The organism is Luteimonas sp. Soil_N_1 (assembly GCF_057656255.1).
In genome coordinates this window covers 188,588-204,960 of sequence record NZ_JBDGKS010000001.1, presented here as the reverse complement: position 1 = coordinate 204,960, position 16,373 = coordinate 188,588, and the positions used below count along the sequence as shown (strand labels likewise).

At 67.1% G+C, this 16,373-nt stretch carries 14 protein-coding genes; 9 read left to right on the top strand and 5 right to left on the bottom strand.

From position 1 onward, the window contains the following. The first annotated feature begins 45 nt into the window (after positions 1–45). From AC3A4E_RS01025 to AC3A4E_RS01005, 5 genes are read left to right on the top strand one after another with little or no spacing between them, the layout of a single operon-like run. On the top strand, positions 46–621 hold the full coding sequence (locus AC3A4E_RS01025; RefSeq protein ID WP_487629720.1) for a hypothetical protein: 576 nt from the start codon (positions 46–48) through the stop codon (positions 619–621). Between the two features lie 10 nt (positions 622–631). After that, complete coding sequence (locus AC3A4E_RS01020; protein WP_096296798.1) at positions 632–832, top strand: helix-turn-helix transcriptional regulator; 201 nt, start codon at positions 632–634, stop codon at positions 830–832. Next, positions 829–2,355 carry an alpha/beta hydrolase gene (locus AC3A4E_RS01015; RefSeq protein ID WP_487629719.1) on the top strand — a complete coding sequence of 509 codons (1,527 nt, stop codon included), beginning with the start codon at positions 829–831 and terminating at the stop codon, positions 2,353–2,355. Before AC3A4E_RS01020 ends, AC3A4E_RS01015 begins: the two co-directional genes overlap by 4 nt. A 46-nt stretch (positions 2,356–2,401) precedes the next feature. Then, positions 2,402–3,148 (top strand): ABC transporter ATP-binding protein, encoded by a 747-nt coding sequence (locus AC3A4E_RS01010; RefSeq protein WP_487629718.1) that lies wholly within the window; start codon positions 2,402–2,404, stop codon positions 3,146–3,148. 17 nt (positions 3,149–3,165) lie between these two features. After that, positions 3,166–4,329 (top strand): ABC transporter permease, encoded by a 1,164-nt coding sequence (locus AC3A4E_RS01005; RefSeq protein WP_487631985.1) that lies wholly within the window; start codon positions 3,166–3,168, stop codon positions 4,327–4,329. Positions 4,330–4,470: 141 nt separating this feature from the next. Here AC3A4E_RS01005 and AC3A4E_RS01000 read toward each other — a convergent pair whose 3' ends face one another. The 5 genes from AC3A4E_RS01000 to rpmH form a co-directional block, all read right to left on the bottom strand. Further along, positions 4,471–5,523, bottom strand: coding sequence for an energy transducer TonB (locus AC3A4E_RS01000; protein WP_487629717.1), 1,053 nt, complete (start codon positions 5,521–5,523; stop codon positions 4,471–4,473). Between the two features lie 166 nt (positions 5,524–5,689). Then, on the bottom strand, positions 5,690–7,030 hold the full coding sequence (gene mnmE, locus AC3A4E_RS00995) for a tRNA uridine-5-carboxymethylaminomethyl(34) synthesis GTPase MnmE (RefSeq protein ID WP_487629716.1): 1,341 nt from the start codon (positions 7,028–7,030) through the stop codon (positions 5,690–5,692). 66 nt (positions 7,031–7,096) lie between these two features. After that, positions 7,097–8,815 carry a membrane protein insertase YidC gene (yidC, locus tag AC3A4E_RS00990; RefSeq protein ID WP_487629715.1) on the bottom strand — a complete coding sequence of 573 codons (1,719 nt, stop codon included), beginning with the start codon at positions 8,813–8,815 and terminating at the stop codon, positions 7,097–7,099. A gap of 13 nt (positions 8,816–8,828) precedes the next feature. After that, positions 8,829–9,245 carry a ribonuclease P protein component gene (rnpA, locus tag AC3A4E_RS00985; RefSeq protein ID WP_487629714.1) on the bottom strand — a complete coding sequence of 139 codons (417 nt, stop codon included), beginning with the start codon at positions 9,243–9,245 and terminating at the stop codon, positions 8,829–8,831. Positions 9,246–9,306: 61 nt separating this feature from the next. Next, entirely contained in the window at positions 9,307–9,447 is a 141-nt protein-coding gene (rpmH, locus tag AC3A4E_RS00980; RefSeq protein ID WP_047138036.1) for a 50S ribosomal protein L34, read from the bottom strand. A gap of 206 nt (positions 9,448–9,653) precedes the next feature. Between rpmH and dnaA the strand changes: the two genes are divergently transcribed. The 4 genes from dnaA to gyrB all read left to right on the top strand — a co-directional run bounded on the left by dnaA (position 9,654) and on the right by gyrB (position 16,280). Continuing rightward, positions 9,654–10,991 carry a chromosomal replication initiator protein DnaA gene (dnaA, locus tag AC3A4E_RS00975; protein WP_487631984.1) on the top strand — a complete coding sequence of 446 codons (1,338 nt, stop codon included), beginning with the start codon at positions 9,654–9,656 and terminating at the stop codon, positions 10,989–10,991. Positions 10,992–11,245: 254 nt separating this feature from the next. After that, positions 11,246–12,346 carry a DNA polymerase III subunit beta gene (gene dnaN, locus AC3A4E_RS00970; protein WP_487629713.1) on the top strand — a complete coding sequence of 367 codons (1,101 nt, stop codon included), beginning with the start codon at positions 11,246–11,248 and terminating at the stop codon, positions 12,344–12,346. Between the two features lie 141 nt (positions 12,347–12,487). Beyond that, complete coding sequence (gene recF / locus AC3A4E_RS00965; RefSeq protein WP_487629712.1) at positions 12,488–13,588, top strand: DNA replication/repair protein RecF; 1,101 nt, start codon at positions 12,488–12,490, stop codon at positions 13,586–13,588. A 229-nt stretch (positions 13,589–13,817) separates the two neighbouring features. After that, positions 13,818–16,280, top strand: coding sequence for a DNA topoisomerase (ATP-hydrolyzing) subunit B (gene gyrB, locus AC3A4E_RS00960; RefSeq protein WP_487629711.1), 2,463 nt, complete (start codon positions 13,818–13,820; stop codon positions 16,278–16,280). Positions 16,281–16,373 lie beyond the last annotated feature (93 nt).

Here is a 16,373-nt window from a genome sequence, read left to right as displayed (position 1 = left end):
GCGCCGCGCATGCTCCGTGTCAAGCCAACTTGACACACCCCCGCCATGGACGCTTCGTCCGCCCGTTTTCCGCTTCGCGCCGTCGCCTTGATGCTGCTCGCCGCCGCGGTCGCCTTGCGGCTGCTGGTGCCGACGGCGCCGGAATGGACCAGCGTCCTGATTCTGCTGTCGGCGGTAGGCATCGGCGTGGTGTCGCTGTCCCGGCGCGCGACGGCCTGCGATGGCGCGCCGGCGGCGCTGCAGCGTCGCTACACCCGCGATGTCCTCATCGGCATGGGCGCGTACACCGTGCTGCTGTTCGTCTCCTTGTTGCTGCTGCGCAACGTGGAGGCGCCGGTGCTGCGCGCGCTGATCGCGCTGATGCCGGTCGCGCCGATCGCACTGGTGCTGCGGGCGATGGTCCATTTCGTCCGCGGCGTCGACGAGCTGCAGCAGCGCATCGAGTTCGAAGCGGTCTGCATCGCCGCCGCGCTGGTCGCGTTCGCGTACATGACCGCCGGGTTCCTGCAGGCGGCGCGTGTCATCGACGTGCCCGCGAGCGCGGCGATGCTGTGGGTGTTTCCGCTGCTGTGCGGCACCTACGGCATCGTCAAGTCCATCATCGCGCGGCGTTACCGGTGAGCGCGCGCGGATGAAGAGCCGGGTGCGCGAACTGCGCGAGGCCTGCGGCTGGTCACAAGCACAGCTCGGCGAACGTCTGGATGTATCGAGACAGACGATCAACGCGATCGAAACCGGCAAGTACGACCCCAGCCTGCCGCTGGCGTTCCGGATCGCACGCGAGTTCGCCGAGCCCATCGAATCCATTTTCCTGTTCGAGGACGTTCCATGAGAGCAATGAGGCTTTCCCTGCTGGCACTGTCTGCAGGCGCCGTACTCGCCGGCTGCAGCGGTGCACCACCCGCGCCTGCTGGAGGCGACGGCGCGCAGCCGGCACGCATGTTCGGTCAGATCGCATTCCACGGCTGCACGCTGGACGGTGGAAATGCCGCCACGCGCGTCGAGGCGCAGTGCGCGACGTTCGAGGTGCCGGAGAACCCCGACGCGCCCGGAGACCGGAAGATCGCTCTCAACATCGCGTGGCTGCCGGCAGATGCGAACGACGGCGGCACCGACGATCCAGTGTTCTTTCTAGCCGGTGGACCCGGCCAGGCGGCCACCGAACTGGCGGCTCAGATCAACAGCGGCCTGCGTGAAGTGCGTCGCCAGCGCGACATCGTGCTGATCGACCAGCGCGGGACGGGCAGCTCCAATCCGCTCGACTGCGTGGACGCCAACGGCGCAGCACTGGAACTCGACGCCCTGACCATTCCCACCGACGCGGACTTCGATGCCTACGTCGGACGATGCCTCGCTGGACTGGAGGACCGGGCCGATCCACGCTTCTACACCACGGCCAATGCGATCCGCGACCTCGACAGCGTGCGCGCCGCGCTGGGGGCGGAGCAGGTGAACCTGATCGGCGGTTCCTACGGCACCCGCGTCGCCCAGCAGTACGCGATGGCGTATCCGCAGCACACGCGCAGCATCGTGCTCGACGGCGTGGCGCCGAACGACCTGGTCGTTGGCGGTGAATTTGCGGACACGTTCGAGGACGCGCTTGCGCTGCAATCGAAGCAGTGCATGGCCGATGACGCGTGCCGGGCACGCTTCCCGGACGATCTGCAGGCGCAACTGCGGGGTGTGCTTTCGACACTGGAGGCGTCGCCGGCGCCCGTCCTGTACCGCGATTCGATGACGGGCGAACAGCGCGACGGCACGGTGACACCGGACACGGTGACCGGCCTGGCGTTCCTGTTTTCCTATGCGCCACAGACCGCGTCGCTGCTGCCGCTGATGCTCGACGAGGCGTCGCAGGGCCGTTACGGCCCGCTGATGTCGTTATCGCAGCTGATCCACAGCAATGTCGGCGATCAGATGACGCGCGGCATGCAGTGGTCGGTGATCTGCGCCGAAGATGCAGGCCGCTATCGCGAAGGGGCTGGTGTCACCGATACGATTCTCGGCCCTGAAGTGGCGCGCATGTTCTTCGGCGCCTGCCGTACCTGGCCGACGGGCACACCGCCCGCCAACCATACCGCCGCGCTGCAGTCCGACGTGCCTGCACTGCTGCTGTCCGGTGAGCTCGATCCGGTCACGCCGCCCGCCTACGCCGAGCGCGTCCTCGCCGGACTGCCCAATGGACGCCACCTCGTGCTGATGGGACAGGGCCACGGCACGTTTGCGCTCGGCTGCATGCCCAAACTGCTCGCGCAGTTCGTCGAGTCCACTGACGCAGCGGCGCTCGATGCCACCTGTCTGGACACGATGCGCCCGGTACCGCCGTTCATCGGCTTCAACGGGTGGTCGCCGTGACCGCATCGCGCCTGCCGACCTTCCTTCTTTCTCCGGAGCTTCGCCGATGATCACGGCCCAGCAACTGCACAAGGCGTTCAAGACGAAGACCGGCACGGTCCAGGCTGTCGATGGCGTCGATTTCACTGCCGAGGACGGCCGCATCACCGGTCTGCTCGGTCCCAACGGCGCCGGCAAGACGACGACCCTGCGCATGCTCTACACGCTGATGAAACCCGACAGCGGCCGTGTACTGGTCGACAACATCGATGCAGCCCAGGACCCGGCTGCGGTGCGACGCGTGCTCGGCGTCCTGCCCGATGCCCGCGGCGTCTACAAGCGCCTCACCGCACGCGAGAACATCCGCTACTTCGGTGAGCTGCACGGTCTGTCGAAAGCCGAGATCGACGCACGCACACGTGTGCTCAGCGAACAACTCGACATGGACGAGATCCTCGACCGGCAGACCGAGGGCTTCAGCCAGGGCCAGCGCACGAAGACCGCGATTGCCCGCGCGCTGGTGCATGACCCACGCAACGTGATCCTCGACGAGCCGACGAACGGCCTGGATGTCATGACGACGCGCGCGATGCGCGACTTCCTGTTCAAGCTGCGCGATGACGGCCGCTGCGTGATCTTCTCCAGCCACATCATGCAGGAGGTGGCCGCACTGTGTGACCGCATCGTCATCATCGCCAAGGGGCGCGTCGTCGCCGACGGGACCGCCGACGAGCTGCGCGAACGTTTCGGAAAACCGAATCTGGAGGATGCGTTCGTCAGTGCGATCGGTTCGGAAGAGGGTCTGCAGGCATGACGTCGAACATGAGATGGATGTGGTGCGTGGCACGCAAGGAGTTGCTCGACATCGTGCGCGACCGGCGCACGCTGTTCATGGCACTGCTGCTCAGCCCACTGATGGCGCCGCTGTTGATGCTCGGCATGAATTTTCTCGCCGAGCAGCGGTTGAAGACCGAGCTCGACAAGCAACTCGATGTACCGGTCGTCGGGGCCGAACGCGTGCCACAGCTGGTGACCTATCTGGCAGCCCGTGGCATCCACGCCGTAGCGCCGCCGGATGATCTGATCGGTGCCATCACGGCCCAGGATGTCGACGTGGCGCTGGTGATCGATCCGGACTTCACCGAGGCCTGGACCGCCGGTCGGCCTGCTGCGATCGAAGTGATGCGCGACAGCACGCGACGCAGTTCCGAGATCCCGGTCAAACGCGTGGAGGCGGCGCTGGAGGGGTACTCGATGGAGGTCGCGTCGCTGCGTCTGCTTGCGCGAGGCGTTTCGCCGTCGGTGATCGCGCCGCTGGGCGTGGGCTCGCGCGACGTGGCGACCGAAGAGGCGAAGCGCGGCATCCTGCTGTCCGTGCTGTTGCCGTATCTGCTGATCCTGTCGAGCTTCATCGGCGGCTCGTACCTGATTCTCGACGCCACGGCCGGTGAGCGCGAACGCCAGTCGCTCGAACCGTTGCTGGCAACGCCGGCGTCGCGGGGCGCGATCGTCAGCGGCAAGATCGCCGCCGCCTGCGTCATCGGCATGGGCTCGCTGCTGCTGACACTACTGGCCTTCAAGGTCAGCGCACAGATGGGGGGCGGTTCGGCGCGCATGCTCGATGTGAGCTTCACCGCAATCAGCAAGATGCTGCTGGTGCTGCTGCCGATGCTGTTCGTCGGCACCTCGCTGCTGACCCTGCTGGCCGCGACCGCCAAGAGCATGAAGGAAGCCCAGAGCCACGTCGTCTGGCTGATGCTGCTGCCGATGGTTCCAAGCATCGTGCTGATGGTCAACCCGATCAAGACCGAGCTGTGGCAGTTCGTGGTGCCGTTCCTGGCCCAGAACCAGCTGCTGCTGAAGATCATCCGCGCCGAGGCGATTCCGGCGGAAGTCTGGGGGATGTATCTCGGCACGAACCTGGCGTTGGCTGCGGCACTGTGGTTGCTCGCAGTGTGGCGATACGGGCAGGAGAAGCTGGCGGTGTCGAGCTGACATCCGACTACCGCACCAGACAAAGCCCGGCAGATGCCGGGCTTTTTTCTGTCGGCCGTGGACACCGGCACACGCTTGCAGGCCTGCTGTGGACACCGGCACGACCTGCATCCACCGGCGCAGCAGAAGCGGAGACCCGGATCAGTTCGCCGAGGGTGCGAACCCGATCGTCCGCCGCGTCGTGACCGGAGCAGGCACGGGCTCGAACCGCCAGCGGCGGACCGCTGCCAGGGCCTCACGGTCGAACGTGCGTGGCGGATCTGCACGCACGACGCGCGCGTTGGTCACCGCACCGTCCACGCCCACGGTGAACTCCACCATGACTTCGCCACTGGTGCCTGCACGCAATGCATCGGCGGGATAGCGTGGCGCGGGCGTGCTCAACGGCCGCAGCTGTGCAGCCGTCGCAGCGGGGGGGGCTGCCGCAGGTGGCGGTGCGGGTGTCGGCGCCGGCGCCTGCTGCGCGGCCTGTTGCCGCGCGGCTTCTTCGCGGGCTGCGGTCTGCCGCGCGGTCTCCTGCTCTGCGGCCTCACGCGATGCCTGCTCGGCCGCGGTCTGCTGCTGGGCAAGCTGCTGCGCCGCCGCGGTCTGTTGCTGCTGTTGCTGCTGGGCGCGTTCGCGTTCGACCTGCTGGGCGCGCAGCGTTTCCTGTTCGGCGGTCAGCTTCTGCTGTTCGGCCCTCGCACTGGCCTGCGCTTCGGCAGCGGCGATGCTGGTGCGCAGTCGCTCGAGTGCCGGGTGTGCGCTGTCGGCGCGTTCGATCAGACCGAGCAGGCGCTGCGCTTCGGCGTAATCGCCCCGGTCGCGGCTCTGCTCGGTGGCGATGACGCTCATCGGCAGCAGGTCGATCAGCGCACTGGATGCGGCGGCGTCCCCGGCCTGCTTTTCGCGCAAGGCGAGGTAGTACTCCATCGCGTTCTCACCCGCAGGCGCGTAGAGACGGCTCTCCTGGTAGGCGGTCGAGGCCGCGGCGCGCAACTCGTCGGCTGACAGGCCGGCGATCGCATTGTCCGCCGCCTGCTGCCGTGCAGCGGCCAGTTCGCTTGCCTGTCCGCTCACTGCGGCAGCCGGGCTGTCGGCGGCCGGTGCTGCGTCGTCACCGCGGCCACAGGCCACCAGTACACAGGCCAGTCCGAGCGCAGCCGCCAGTCGGGCCGGCGAGGCACGACCCGGCGCCAGAATCTTCGAGACCATCATCTTTCCCCAAGTGATGCACGTCCGCAGAGTGCGTAGAACGCGTCAGCGGGCGCGATTTGTCAATGCTCGCGCATCCACCTCTGCCAACGTGTGTCGACGCGATCACGTGTGTTCGGCGCAGGATCGCAGCTGATGACCGCTGTTGGCAATGCTGCCAGTCGAATCACTTGCCGATGCAGAAACTCGAGAAGATGTGTCCGAGCAGATCGTCGGGGAGGATCGCCCCGGTGATCGCGCCGACTGCATCGTGCGCGACGCGCAGCGACTCGGCCGCGAGTTCCAGATGCTGCGCGGCCAGCGTGCTGCGTGCATCGTCGACGGCGTGGGCCGCCTCACGCAGCGCATCGACATGCCGCTGGCGTGCAGTGAACGCGCCTTCGCCGGTCGACGTGTCGCCGCCGAGACGCGCCTGCAGCGCATCGCGCAATCCGTCGAGGCCGGCGCCCGTGCGTGCGGACACATGCAACGCGTCGTGCGCATCCGGGGCGTCCACGGCGAGCAGGTCCGACTTGTTGTGCACCACGATGCGATCGGCGACATCGGCAACCGCCGCGTCCACCGATGCCCAGCCGGCGAGGGGATCACGCGCATCGAGCACGACCAGCGCGAGATCGGCGCGCTGCAGTTCGGCACGTGCGCGGCGCATGCCTTCGCGTTCGATCGCGTCGCCTTCGCTGCGCAGGCCGGCAGTGTCGACCAGGGTCAGTTCGACGCCGCCGATGCGCAGCGTTTCGTGCAGCAGGTCGCGCGTGGTGCCGGCGATGTCGGTGACGATCGCGCGGTCCACACCGGCCAGCGCATTGAGCAGCGAGCTCTTGCCCGCATTCGGCGGACCGACGATCACCGCGTGCAGGCCGTCGCGCAGGCGGCGGCCCTGTTCGGCCTCCGCCAGCAGTTGCGACAGCGACGCGGCAAGCGCATCGATGCGGCGCGCGACCTCGTCGCCGCCGAGGGTGTCGATCGGCTCGTCGGAGAAGTCGATCATCGCTTCGACATAGACGCGCAGATGCAGCAGCTCGGCGGCCAGTGCGTCGCACCGATCGGAGAACACGCCATCGAGTGCGCGGCGTGCCGCGCGCGCGGCGCGTGCGTCACCGGCGGCAATCAGGTCCGCGACCGCCTCGGCCTGGGCCAGATCGAGCCGGCCGTTGAGGAAAGCGCGTTCGCTGAACTCGCCAGGCCGTGCGAGCCGTGCGCCGAGCACGCGACACCGCGCGAGCACCTGCTGCAGCACGACCGGACTGCCGTGCGCCTGCAGTTCGACGACATCCTCGCCGGTGTAGCTGGCCGGGGCCGGGAACGCGAGTGCGAGGCCGTCATCGAGCACGGACCCGTCGGTGTCGAAGAAGCGCACGTAGTGCGCATGACGCGCCGCCAATGACCGGCGCGCGCACAGAGTGCGGGCGATCTGCAGCGATGCCGGGCCCGACAGGCGCACGATGCCGACGCCCCCGGCGCCTGGCGCTGTGGCGATCGCGGCGATGGTCTCGCTGGACTGAGTCATGTCGTGGCTCCCGAACGCACGAGCCCGCCATGCGGCGGGCTCGTGGACATCATCGCACTGCGGCGATCAGGCCTTCGCCGGGGCCGCCGGCGCATCGCTGTAGCGGCGGATCATCCACCACTGCTGCAGCAGGCCGAGGCCGCCGTTGGTGACCCAGTACAGCACCAGACCGGACGGGAAGAAGATCATGATCGCGCCGAACACCAGCGGCATGAACTGCATGATCTTCGCCTGCATCGGATCCATGCCGACCATCGGCGTGAGCTTCTGCGTCGCCCACATGATCGCGATGTTGAGCACCGGCAGGATGAAGTACGGATCGCGCGCGGTCAGATCCTGGATCCACAGCATCCACGGCGTGTGGCGCAGTTCCACCGACTCGAGCAGCACCCAGTACAGCGCGAAGAACACCGGCATCTGCAGCAGCACCGGCAGACAGCCGCCGATCGGGTTGATCTTCTCTTTCTTGTAGAGCTCCATCATCGCCTGCTGGAACTTCTGCTTGTCGTCGCCGTAGCGCTCCTTGAGCTGGGCGATGCGCGGCTGGAACTTGCGCATCTTCGCCATCGACTTGTACTGGGCGACCGACAGCGGATACAGCGCCAGCTTCACCAGCAGCACCAGGCCGATGATCGACCAGCCCCAGTTGCCGATCAGGCCGTGCAGCTTGGCCAGCACCCAGAACAGGCCTTCGCCGAGCATTGCGAAGATCGAGAAGCGGCTGTAGTCGACGACGCGGTCGAGACCGCGCACGCCCTGCGCCTGGATAAGATCGACCTGCTTGGGACCGACCCACAGGCGCGCGGTGGTCGACGCCTGCTGACCGGCCTGCACCGCGATCGGCGCGCCGAACTCGCGGATCAGGTAACGCGGCGCGCCCGTGCTGCGGTCGACCTGCATCGAGATCGTGCCGGCATCGTCCGGACGCGGGATCCACGCACTGAAGAAGTGGTGCTGGACCATCGCGATCCAGATGTTGCTGTCCTTCGCGTTGAGCGGGCCATCGCTCTCGAAGTCACCGAGCTGGCGACGGCTGTAGCCGATGTCGCTGCCGAACCAGGTCGCACCGGTCAGGCTGTAGGACTCGGGATTGGTCATGCCGCGCTTGACCGCCGGGGCGGTGCGGATCAGCTGGCGGTACGGGAAGCCCTGCCACGCAGCCGTGCCGGTATTGACGATCTCGTCGCGGACTTCGACCGCGTAGTCGCCACGCGTCAGCACGAAGCTGCGGCGGATCGTCACGCCGTCGGCGCCGGTCCACACGAACGGCACGATGACGCTGTTCTCGCCATCGGCGAGCGTCGCCGCAGTGGCGCTGCCCTCGGGCACGAACTGGCCTTCGTGGCTGGGCGCGGCGTTGCTGTTGCTCACCCAGCCGGTCTGCGCCGCGTAGTAATGCAGCGGATCGGTGTCGAACATGCGCACCGGCGGCGCGCCCTCTTCACGGGTCTGCGGATAGGCGAGCAGATCGGCCTGGACCACGTTGCCGCCATCGAGCACCAGACGCAGGACGTCGGTCTGCACGACCACCTGGCGCTGCGTGGCCGCAGCGCTGCTGGCGACCGGCGTGGCACCCGGCGCGGATGGCACGGGCGCTGCATCGGTGGGCGCGGCCGGCACTGCGGCGCTGCCTGCATCGGCGCTGGGGACGGTCGCCGACGGCGCCGCCTGGGCGGTGCTCGTCTGCGGCTGCGCCGCTGCGGTCTTCTCCTTGCCCCACTCCATCCACAACAACACGGCCACCATCAGCCAGGCGAGGACAAGGAAAGTACGGATCTGGTTCATCAGGCAGGCAGGCTCATGCGCCGGAAGACACCGGCGTGGATGGAATCGGGGAGGCGGGCATTGTGCCGGCCGCAGATGACGGCGGCAACGCGCGGGCACGCTTCAGCACATTGAGGAAGGCAGCGCGCAGCACTTCGTTGTCGGCCTGCGCCGCGGCCGGACGGGCCACGACGACGTAGCTGCCGGACTTGAGCTGCGGCTGCAGCAGGCGGAAGGCATCGCGCAATACGCGTTTGATCCGGTTGCGACCGACAGCGCGCTTGTCGACCTTGCGCGACACCGCCAGGCCCAGACGCGCCGGGCCTTCTTCGGACAACAGGTGCACGGCCAGCATCGGCGACGCGGTCCGCGTCGCACTGGCGAAGATTCGATCGAAATCCGCACGCGCGCGCACACGCACGTGCCGCGGATAGCGGACACCGGCGGTCATGGAAGCTGCGCTGCAGAACGGGTCGGGAGTGCGGAGACGCGACTCACCGACCCGGAGGGCTTCAGGCCGAGAGGACCTTGCGGCCCTTCGCGCGGCGACGCGCGAGGATCTTGCGGCCGTCGGCCGTCGCCATGCGGGCACGGAAACCGTGGTCGCGCTTGCGCTTGAGGTTGCTGGGCTGATAGGTGCGCTTGGTAGCCATGGTCGAGCCCTTCGGGCAACGTGACGAATAGAACCGGAAATTCTAGCGGCCTGGTGCGGGGTCGGTCAAGCCGGCGTGTAGACGCGTCAGCACAGGCCGCGCAGGGCCGGGCCGCGGGTGGCGACATGATAGTCTGCGTGCCCTTCCCCGGCGACCTTGCCGCGCACCTGCGTGGCGGCGCCCGCTTTGTCGAATTCCGCCGCATGATGGATGCCTGGCCCCGCTGCCTTCAACGCCTCGAAGCCGAGTTTCCGGCCGAGGATGTCCACACCTGGCTCAAGCCGCTGCAGGCCCACGCCGACGACCGCTCGACCGTGCTCTACGCGCCCAACGCCTTCGTCCGCGACGAGGTGCAGGCCCGTTACATGCCGCGGATCCGCGAACTGCTGGAACACTTCGCCGGTATCGAGGATGTGAGCCTGCAGGTCGGCTCGATGCCGCGCGCGGCGGCGCCGCCCGTCGCACCCGGCCCTTTGGGCGGCGATGGGCGCGTGCTGCCCGCCGCACCGATCGAAGCCTTCGCCGGCAACATGGACAGCCACTACACCTTCGACAACTTCGTCGAGGGTCGCAGCAACCAGATGGGCCGCGCGGCTGCCTGGCAGGCCGCACTGAAGCCGGGCGACCGCGCCCACAATCCGCTGCTGCTGTACGGCGGCACCGGACTGGGCAAGACCCATCTGATGTTCGCCGCCGGCAATGCGATGCGCCAGGCCAATCCGCGTGCGCGTGTGCTGTATCTGCGTTCGGAAGAGTTCTACAGCGCCTTCTTCCGCTCGATCCAGGAAAAGACCTCGGACCAGTTCAAGCGCCAGTTCCGCCAGATCGACGCGCTGCTGATCGACGACATCCAGTTCTTCGCCGGCAAGGACCGCACCCAGGAAGAGTTCTTCCACACCTTCAATACGCTGTTCGACAGCAAGCAGCAGATCATCATGACCTGCGACCGCTATCCGCGTGAGGTGGAGGGTCTGGAGCCGCGGCTGAAGTCGCGCCTGGCCTGGGGCCTGTCGGTGGCGATCGATCCGCCCGATTTCGAGACCCGCGCCGCCATCGTGCTGGCCAAGGCCGCCGAACGCGGCACGCAGGTGCCTGACGACGTGGCGTTCCTGCTGGCCAAGAAGATGCACTCGAACGTGCGCGACCTCGAAGGCGCACTCAATACGCTCGCCGCGCGCGCCAACTTCATGGGCCGTCCGATCACCGTCGAGTTCGCCCAGGAGACGCTGCGCGACCTGCTGCGCGCCCAGCAGCAGGCGATCAGCATGTCCAACATCCAGAAGGTCGTGGCCGACTACTACGGGCTGCAGATCAAGGACCTGCTCTCCAAGCGCCGTACGCGCTCACTGGCGCGTCCGCGTCAGGTGGCGATGGCGTTGTCCAAGGAGCTGACCGAGCACAGCCTGCCGGAGATCGGTGAGGCGTTTGCGGGCCGTGACCACACCACCGTGCTGCACGCCTGTCGCCAGATCCGCACGCTGATCGAAAGCGACGGCAAACTGCGCGAGGATTGGGACAAGCTGATCCGTAAACTCAGCGAGTAAGCTGTGCATTGCCGGGCCCTGCACAACACGGGGACCGGAGGTGGAGAGCCTGTGGACAACTTGAGGGGTCGAAAGTTGTCCACAGCTTGATCCACCACTCCACACCGTACTGTCCACCGGGTTTGGAGGTCCGAAAAACGTAATCGATTCAGTGGTTTGCAGTAGATACCAACCGATTTCGGCCTCACCCAGCACCACCATTTTTAGATTTATATCCTTTTTATAAAAGCACGGGACAAGGGGATAACACCGACATGCGTTTCAGTCTCCAACGCGAAACACTGCTCAAGCCGCTGGCCCAGGTCGTCAACGTCGTCGAGCGCCGCCAGACCCTGCCCGTGCTGGCCAACCTGCTGGTCCAAGTCCAGGACGGCCAGCTGTCGTTGACCGGTACCGACCTCGAAGTCGAGATGGTGTCGCGCCGTGCGGTCGACGATGCCCAGGACGGCGAGACCACGATTCCGGCGCGCAAGCTGTTCGACATCGTTCGTGCACTGCCTGACGGCAGCAAGGTCGTGATCTCGCAGGCCGGCGAAAAGATCACCGTGCAGGCCGGTCGCAGCCGCTTCACGCTGGCCAGCCTGCCTGCGGGCGATTTCCCGTCCGTGGACGAAGTCGAAGCGACCGACCGCATCGCGGTCCCGGAAGCTGCGCTCAAGGAGCTCATCGAGCGCACCGCCTTCGCAATGGCGCAGCAGGACGTCCGTTACTACCTCAACGGCCTCCTCTTCGATCTCGGCGATACCCGTCTGCGCTGCGTGGCCACCGATGGACACCGCCTCGCACTGTGCGAAACGACGTTGGAGACGGCGGTCCAGACCAAGCGCCAGATCATCCTGCCGCGCAAGGGTGTGACCGAACTGCAGCGTCTGCTCGAAGGCGGCGACAAGACACTGGAGCTGGAACTCGGCCGCAACCACCTGCGGGTCAAGCGCGACGATGTGACTTTCACCAGCAAGCTGATCGACGGCCGCTTCCCGGATTACGAGGCCGTGATTCCGATCGGCGCCGACCGCGAAGTCACGATCGACCGCGAACTGCTGCGCGCCGCGCTGCAGCGCGTGGCGATCCTGTCGAACGAGAAGTACCGCGGCGTGCGGCTGGAAGTCTCGCCGGGCACGGTGCGCATCAACGCGCACAACCCCGAGCAGGAAGAAGCGCACGAGGAAGTCGAAGCCGACACCAAGGTCGACGACCTGGCCGTGGGCTTCAACGTGAACTACCTGCTGGACGCGCTGACCGCATTGCGCGGCGAACAGGTGATCCTGAAGCTGCGCGATGCGAACTCGTCCGCGCTGGTGCGCGAGGCGACCGACGAGCGCAGCCGTCACGTGGTGATGCCGCTGCGTCTCTGACGCCATCGGTAAACTGTGGGCGCCCGTCGCCCACACATGTTTCACGTGGAACACGACGCCCGGCTTGCCGGGCGTCTTCCGTTCCGGCCCGACGACTGCGCCTGCGGCGGCAGGCGTCGAGAAAGCCACTCCAGGACTTCCGTGCAGATCACCCGCTTCGACCTCCACCACGTGCGCAATCTGCAGCCGACCTCGCTGCGGCCCGGACCCGGCTTGAATCTGCTGCTGGGCGACAACGGCGCCGGCAAGACCAGCGTGCTCGAAGGGCTGCACCTGATGGCCTACGGACGCAGCTTCCGTGGGCGGGTCCGCGATGGGCTGGTCCAGCGCGGTTGCGAGGCGATCGAGCTGTACGCCGAGTGGCGCGAGGACCCGGCGCAGCCGGATCACCTCCGGCGCGCGGGACTGCGGCACACGGGTCAGGACTGGACCGGGCGCCTGGATGGCGATGACGTCGCCCAGCTTGGCGATCTGTGCGCGGCGCTGATGGTCGTGACCTTCGAGCCCGGCAGCCATGCCCTGATCTCCGGCAGCAGCGAAGTACGCCGCCGGTTCCTCGATTGGGGACTGTTCCACGTGGAACAGGACTTCTTGCAGCAATGGCGTCGCTATGCGCGGGCGCTGCGTCAGCGCAATGCTCTGCTGAAGTCCGGCGCCGGCGGATCCCAGCTCGATGCCTGGGATCACGAGTTGGCCGACGCGGCCCAGCCGCTCGATACGCGGCGCGAAGCCTATCTGCGCCGGCTCCAGGTTGCGGTGCAGGCAGTCGCGCACCAGGTTGCACCTGCGCTGGGCGCGCCGGAGCTTGTCTTCATGCCGGGATGGCGCCGCCAGGAGCTTTCGCTGGCGGATGCCCTGGTCGTGGCGCGGGATCGGGATCGTGCTGCGGGGCATACCAGCGTGGGTCCGCATCGTGCGGACTGGCGGATCCGGTTCGATGACCGGCCGGAGCAGTCGCTGTTGTCGCGTGGCCAGGCCAAGCAGTCCGCATTGTGCTGCCTGCTGGCGCAGGCGCGGGACTGCGCCGACCGGTTCGAAGGCCGTTGGCCGGTCATTGCCCTCGATGATCTGGCGTCGGAGCTCGACAGGCACCATCAGCGTCAGGTACTGGCCTACCTCCAGGCGGCCGGAGCACAAACCCTGATCACCGGCACCGAGCGCCCTGAACACTGGCCGGAGGACGTGCTGGCGGACGCGACGACGTTCCACGTGGAACATGGCGTGGTCGTACCGCTGGTCTGAGCGACCGTCCAGCGGCGACGGGCGCAGTCCGGTCCGCCCTGTGTTCCTCGTGGAACATTCCTGGCCCGCACCAGGCGTGTGTGGATGATGTTCCACGTGGAACACGACCGCCCTGCGGTCCGGGGCCGGGGGCCGCCGGATGCTATGATCCGTCAATACCTTAACGCCCGTTCCAGCGCCCGGCAGGCCTTGCCGGCCCAGCGCTGAGGGCTGCAGATGACGGTACCGAATGAGCGACGAAAACCAGACCGGCTCCACCCCCGCGCCGGCCAACAGCACCTACAACGCCGACAGCATCACCGCGCTGGAGGGCCTGGAGGCTGTCCGCAAGCGTCCGGGCATGTACATCGGCGATGTGCATGATGGCACCGGCCTGCATCACATGGTCTTCGAGGTGGTCGACAACTCCATCGACGAGGCCCTTGCAGGCCACGCGGACCACGTGGCGGTGACCATCCACGCCGACGGCTCGGTCGCGGTGTCCGACAACGGCCGCGGTATCCCGGTGGGCAAGCACGCGCAGATGAGCGCGAAGCTCGATCGCGAGGTGACTGCTGCGGAAGTGGTCATGACCGTGCTGCACGCTGGCGGCAAGTTCGACGACAACAGCTACAAGGTCTCCGGCGGTCTGCACGGCGTCGGCGTCAGTGTGGTCAATGCCCTGTCGGAAAAGCTGGTGCTGGATATCTTCCAGGGCGGTGCCCACTACCGTCAGACCTACAGCGACGGCGCGGCGACCAGCCCCCTCGGCGAGGTTGAAGCGACCACCCGCCGCGGCACCACGCTGCGGTTCTGGCCCTCGGTGAAGGCCTTCCACGGCAATGTCGAGTTCCATTACGACATCCTGGCGCGCCGCCTGCGCGAGCTGTCCTTCCTCAACTCCGGCGTCAAGATCGTACTGGTCGACGAGCGCGGCGACGGCCGTCGCGACGATTTCCACTACGAAGGCGGCATCAGCAGCTTCGTGGAGCATCTCGCGCAGCTCAAGACGCCGCTGCACCCCAACGTGATCTCGGTGTCGGGCGAGCACAACGGCATCACCGTGGAGGTTGCGCTGCAGTGGACCGACTCCTACCAGGAGACGATGTACTGCTTCACCAACAACATTCCGCAGAAGGACGGTGGTACCCACCTCGCCGGCTTCCGTGGCGCGCTGACGCGCGGCCTGAGCAACTACATCGAGCAGAACGGCATCGCCAAGCAGGCCAAGATCAGCCTGACCGGCGACGACATGCGCGAAGGCATGATCGCGGTGCTGTCGGTCAAGGTGCCCGACCCCAGCTTCTCGTCGCAGACCAAGGAAAAGCTGGTCAGCTCCGAGGTGCGTCCGGCCGTCGAGAACGCGTTCGGTGCGCGGCTCGAGGAATTCCTGCAGGAAAACCCGAACGAAGCCCGCATCATCGCCGGCAAGATCGTCGACGCCGCCCGTGCCCGCGAGGCTGCGCGCAAGGCGCGCGACCTGACGCGCCGCAAGGGTGCACTCGACATTGCCGGCCTGCCGGGCAAGCTGGCCGACTGCCAGGAGAAGGACCCTGCGCTGTCCGAACTCTTCATCGTCGAGGGTGACTCGGCAGGCGGTTCGGCCAAGCAGGGCCGCAACCGCAAGAACCAGGCGGTGCTTCCCCTTCGAGGCAAGATCCTCAACGTCGAGCGCGCGCGCTTCGACCGCATGCTCGCCAGTGCGGAGGTCGGCACGCTGATCACCGCGCTCGGCACGGGTATCGGCAAGGACGAGTACAACCCGGACAAGCTGCGCTACCACCGCATCATCATCATGACCGACGCCGACGTGGACGGCTCGCACATCCGCACGCTGCTGCTGACGTTCTTCTACCGGCAGATGCCTGAACTGATCGAGCGCGGCCACGTCTACATCGGCCTGCCCCCGCTGTACAAGATCAAGCAGGGCAAGAACGAGCTCTATATCAAGGACGACGCGGCACTCGATGCCTACCTGGCCGGCAACGCCGTCGAGGGCGCCTCGTTGATTCCGGCGGCAGGCGAGCCACCAATCGAGGGCGTGGCGCTGGAGCGTCTGCTGCTCGCGTTCGCGGCCGCGAGGGAGACCATCGCCCGCAATGCGCATCGCTACGACCCGGCGGTGATCGAGATGCTGCTCGATGCGGCGCCGATCACCGGCGACGAGGCCGCGATCGCCACAGCGTTGCAGGCGCTCGAATCCCGCCTCAACCAGAAGGGCCTGGGCCGTCCGCGCTATCGTTTCGGCATCCAGCCGGCCACCGAGGCCCGCGGCGCGGTCCTGACGATCGACCGTCAGCACATGGGCGTCGACATCACCCAGCTGGTGCCGCTGGCGGCATTGGAAACCGGTGAACTGCGCACGGTCGGCGAGGCCGCGCGCCAGTTGTCCGGTCTGGTCCGCGAAGGCGCGCAGATCACGCGCGGCAACCGCGCGCAGCCGGTGAAGTCATTCGCCGATGCGCAGGCATGGCTGCTCGACGAGGCCAAGCGGGGTCGCCAGATCCAGCGCTTCAAGGGCCTGGGTGAAATGAACCCCGAACAGCTCTGGGACACCACGGTGAACCCGGACACGCGCCGTCTGCTGCAGGTGCGGATCGAAGACGCCGTTGCGGCCGACGAGATCTTCAGCACGCTGATGGGCGACGTTGTCGAGCCGCGCCGCGCATTCATCGACGACAATGCGCTGAAGGTCGCCAATCTCGACATCTGAGTCGACGACTTCCGCAAAACCGTGCGCCTCCGTATGGAGGCGGCGGTTGACGGTGCGTTAATCCGCGCCGCACTACAACGACTGTTCTTGAAC

Excerpts from the sequence above, each read along its gene's own strand:
- AC3A4E_RS01025 (WP_487629720.1), top strand. The coding sequence starts at position 46 with ATGGACGCTTCGTCCGCCCGTTTTCCGCTTCGCGCCGTCGCCTTGATG.
- AC3A4E_RS01020 (WP_096296798.1), top strand. The coding sequence starts at position 632 with ATGAAGAGCCGGGTGCGCGAACTGCGCGAGGCCTGCGGCTGGTCACAA.
- AC3A4E_RS01015 (WP_487629719.1), top strand. The coding sequence starts at position 829 with ATGAGAGCAATGAGGCTTTCCCTGCTGGCACTGTCTGCAGGCGCCGTA.
- AC3A4E_RS01010 (WP_487629718.1), top strand. The coding sequence starts at position 2,402 with ATGATCACGGCCCAGCAACTGCACAAGGCGTTCAAGACGAAGACCGGC.
- AC3A4E_RS01005 (WP_487631985.1), top strand. The coding sequence starts at position 3,166 with ATGTGGTGCGTGGCACGCAAGGAGTTGCTCGACATCGTGCGCGACCGG.
- AC3A4E_RS01000 (WP_487629717.1), bottom strand. The coding sequence starts at position 5,523 with ATGGTCTCGAAGATTCTGGCGCCGGGTCGTGCCTCGCCGGCCCGACTG.
- mnmE (WP_487629716.1), bottom strand. The coding sequence starts at position 7,030 with ATGACTCAGTCCAGCGAGACCATCGCCGCGATCGCCACAGCGCCAGGC.
- yidC (WP_487629715.1), bottom strand. The coding sequence starts at position 8,815 with ATGAACCAGATCCGTACTTTCCTTGTCCTCGCCTGGCTGATGGTGGCC.
- rnpA (WP_487629714.1), bottom strand. The coding sequence starts at position 9,245 with ATGACCGCCGGTGTCCGCTATCCGCGGCACGTGCGTGTGCGCGCGCGT.
- rpmH (WP_047138036.1), bottom strand. The coding sequence starts at position 9,447 with ATGGCTACCAAGCGCACCTATCAGCCCAGCAACCTCAAGCGCAAGCGC.
- dnaA (WP_487631984.1), top strand. The coding sequence starts at position 9,654 with ATGGATGCCTGGCCCCGCTGCCTTCAACGCCTCGAAGCCGAGTTTCCG.
- dnaN (WP_487629713.1), top strand. The coding sequence starts at position 11,246 with ATGCGTTTCAGTCTCCAACGCGAAACACTGCTCAAGCCGCTGGCCCAG.
- gyrB (WP_487629711.1), top strand. The coding sequence starts at position 13,818 with ATGAGCGACGAAAACCAGACCGGCTCCACCCCCGCGCCGGCCAACAGC.